Source organism: Syntrophaceticus schinkii, assembly GCF_000946815.1.
GTDB classification, from domain to species: Bacteria; Bacillota; DSM-12270; order Thermacetogeniales; family Thermacetogeniaceae; genus Syntrophaceticus; species Syntrophaceticus schinkii.
Genome location: NZ_CDRZ01000089.1, coordinates 1 through 1,829, shown reverse-complemented (window position 1 = coordinate 1,829; position 1,829 = coordinate 1). Strand labels below are relative to the sequence as shown.

The window sequence follows — 1,829 nt, the reverse complement described above, 5'->3', positions numbered from 1 at the left end:
GTAACTTCATATCCGAACGGGGTGACTATTGTTTTAACCATCCTTCCCACAGCAGTCCGGGTGAAATTATCTGTCAAATCCACCTTAGAGTTTTGTTGGCTGTCGAAGTATGCTTCAATTTCATCGACACAGGCGGACAAGGCTGGTTTTCCTGCTTCTGAGGCATCAATCATTCCGATGATGTTCTCATCCTTAGACAACAGGTTGAATATTGCGATAGCGTCAGGGTTGCCGTCAAACTTTGAGCAGTTTGGGTTTTGTGCAAGAAAGTCCCCAAATGTTGCCTTCATGTTATCCTCTCCTTTCACGCACGTATTATCACATATCTATTATAGCCATCGTGGATATACTTGTCAATAGCATTTTTAAAGATATTTTCGGAGGTGATGCGTCTTTGTGGTCAAATTGTGGTCAAGAAAAGAGCCCTTCGAATAGACGGGACAAGGGTTTTAGTAGCAAGCTTGGGGAGAAAAGCGGTTCCCCTGGCAACGGTACCGTTTACCACCCGCATCTTGTCGAATTCCAACGAACGGGATAATATGGATTAAAGAGAATCCCTCTGAAGGGGTTCTTTTTTAACATAACGTTAGGACAATGGGGGAGGGGTAGTTGTAAATAGTATGATAAAATGATAATATTTAACTATAACATACCAAAATAAGGGGTAGGGTTCAGATGCTAACGGTAATGTAAATTCTAAAATTCTTTTTGTTGCGGAGGCTCCAGGCCGTTTAGGTGCAGATAGAACAGGTATACCACTTTATGGTGATCAAATCGGGGATAATTTCGAGGTGCTTTTGGCTGATGTTGGATGGAAGAGGGAGCAAGTCTTTATCACTAATGCAGTACTTTGTAATCCACGTACAGAGCAGGGGAATAACAGAATTCCGTCTGTGGATGAAATCCGTAATTGTTCCTATTATCTGAGTAGGACTATTAACTTAGTCCAGCCAGAGGTCATAGTATCCCTCGGTGCCGTTGCGCTAAAGGCACTTTCTTATATATCTCCCCATGCAATTAAATTAAAAGAAGATGTCGGTTGCTGCATTCGCTGGGGTGGCCGGGTATTGATTCCTTTATATCACCCAGGTCCTAGAGCTAGGATTCACAGGTCGATGCCTAAACAAAGATCTGATTTTGTAGCACTTGCTAAATTTGTACAACCAGATGTCGGTATAATTAGCAAATAGACATCTAAAAAGCGGTATCAGAAAATAGAAATCAGTAATGAGTCAGCTGCAATTTTTCAGCAGGTCATCTTTGCTATTGTTCAGTCTTTAGGCCGTTTAACGTATTTCAAACTGACAAAGTTGATGTATTTTGTTGACCTCATATCAATGGAAAGGCTAGGTCGTACACTAACAGGGGAAATATACCTATGCGGCGATTGCTTAAACTAGAGAAAGAAGGTAAAGATACTAGAAATGTGCCGGTGATAGGGGGATAAGGGGAAGCATAAGCATGGTGTATCATAGGTATATCTATACGCATTAAAACCTCCGGCCCTGTCTTTTCTTAATCAGCACGGCTTTCACCGCTTTGCGGATTCTCCGCTTTTTTACTGAATATCGTAACTGCTCCGTTGATAAGCAAATACACCGCGACAGCAGCTGCTCCCGCTATGTCCATGAAATAGGCGGCAGGAGAGCCCGGAGAAACAGCAACAACAATAAGTGCGATTGTGACGCAGGTGTCAACCAATGTCTTTGCACGGTATAGACTACTCTGTACGGCAAGGATTATGTTGGGGTTTGCTTTGTTTAGCCTTCGGTAGCGTATCCAGAACCATGAATTTGTTACAAGCCCCAAAATGGCTATTATAAGGCCTG

Annotated in this window: 2 protein-coding genes and 1 pseudogene; 1 reads left to right on the top strand and 2 read right to left on the bottom strand. The window is 42.6% G+C overall.

The window, feature by feature from the left end; all coding sequences use genetic code 11:
- Positions 1 to 290: hypothetical protein (locus SSCH_RS05110; RefSeq protein ID WP_044664536.1), on the bottom strand; the 290-nt coding region annotated here is incomplete at its 3' end.
- Between the two features lie 405 nt (positions 291 to 695).
- On the opposite strand from SSCH_RS05110, the pseudogene SSCH_RS21730 reads away from it, so the two are divergent.
- A pseudogene (locus tag SSCH_RS21730) lies at positions 696 to 1,190 on the top strand (uracil-DNA glycosylase); the annotation flags it as partial.
- Between the two features lie 325 nt (positions 1,191 to 1,515).
- Here the strand turns inward: SSCH_RS21730 and SSCH_RS18940 are convergent.
- The coding region (locus SSCH_RS18940; RefSeq protein ID WP_044664534.1) for a cation efflux transmembrane domain-containing protein at positions 1,516 to 1,829 on the bottom strand (314 nt) is incomplete at its 5' end.